Genomic DNA, 904 nt, shown 5'->3' with positions numbered 1-904 from the left:
CACCACCCGATGGCGGCCGAATTCATTTAAGCGGCACCAGCCGTGACGTGTTTCCTGCTTCGATGTATCACTCGTCCCCGGAACGTAGGGCGCGCGCTTTGATAGGACGACTTATCGTGGCGCTGCGCATGTTCCTTCTCGCGCTGGACATTTTTCTGCGCTACGCAGCGTGCTTTTGGCAACGGGTATGTGGGCAGCGGAAAGGAAAGTCCGCGTCGAGAACGTACGACGGCGGCGGGCGGCTTTTGTTGTGAGGCGCCTTTCGCAGCGGTCGGGCTAGGGCGCAGCACGTTGGGCCGCCTTCCCGCGGGCGGCAGCAGGCCTGATTGTCGGACCCTCGTTGGATGATGTGGGTATGGGAATCAGCAGCGGTGTTGGGGTTGTGACGGAGGGTATTTCTGCCTCTGTTGCTGCCCTTCACGCGCTGGACCGGGAGGATGCTGCTTTGGCTTCCGGCGCTGATGCTGGCAGTGATGTGGATGTGTTGCAGCGGCGGTATGAGCTCCGGCTGGAACGGCTGGAGGTCGTGAAGCAGCTGGAGGGCCGGCTCGCCGCGGTGAAGGCCCGCGATGTTGCCGACGCAGTGGAATTCCAGCAGGCGATGCTGGCCCCCGACGCGCCAGTGCATGAGCGGACCTATGCGGAGATGTCGGCCGTGGAAGAAATCGCCGGGGTCCTGACCATCAGCTCCGCCGCGGCAGGTGGTTTGGTGGAGCAGGCCCGCCGGGTCTGCTCCCTGCCGCCGGTCCTGGACGCCCTGGCCGCCGGGGCCGTGTCCTGGCAACACGCCCGCATTGTGGCGGACGAAACCGAGGGCCTCGCCCCGGCCGGGGCCGCGGGGTTGGTGGCGCACTTCTTCGACCCTGCCGCGCCCACCCCGGCCCGCGGCGCCGCCCCCGGCGAG

Annotated in this window: 1 protein-coding gene and 1 pseudogene; both read left to right on the top strand. The window is 67.0% G+C overall.

Going from position 1 to position 904, the window contains the following annotated elements:
* Positions 1 to 254 (top strand): hypothetical protein (locus RM50_RS21000; protein WP_205622312.1); only part of this gene is annotated, 254 nt, incomplete at its 5' end.
* Positions 255 to 355: 101 nt separating this feature from the next.
* A pseudogene (locus RM50_RS20060) lies at positions 356 to 904 on the top strand (HNH endonuclease signature motif containing protein); the annotation flags it as partial.

Origin of the sequence: Pseudarthrobacter phenanthrenivorans (assembly GCF_000813845.1) — a bacterium.
Classification (GTDB): Bacteria; Actinomycetota; Actinomycetes; order Actinomycetales; family Micrococcaceae; genus Arthrobacter; species Arthrobacter phenanthrenivorans_B.
The sequence above is the reverse complement of the archived record's forward strand: the minus strand, read 5'-3'. Positions and strand labels throughout refer to the sequence as shown.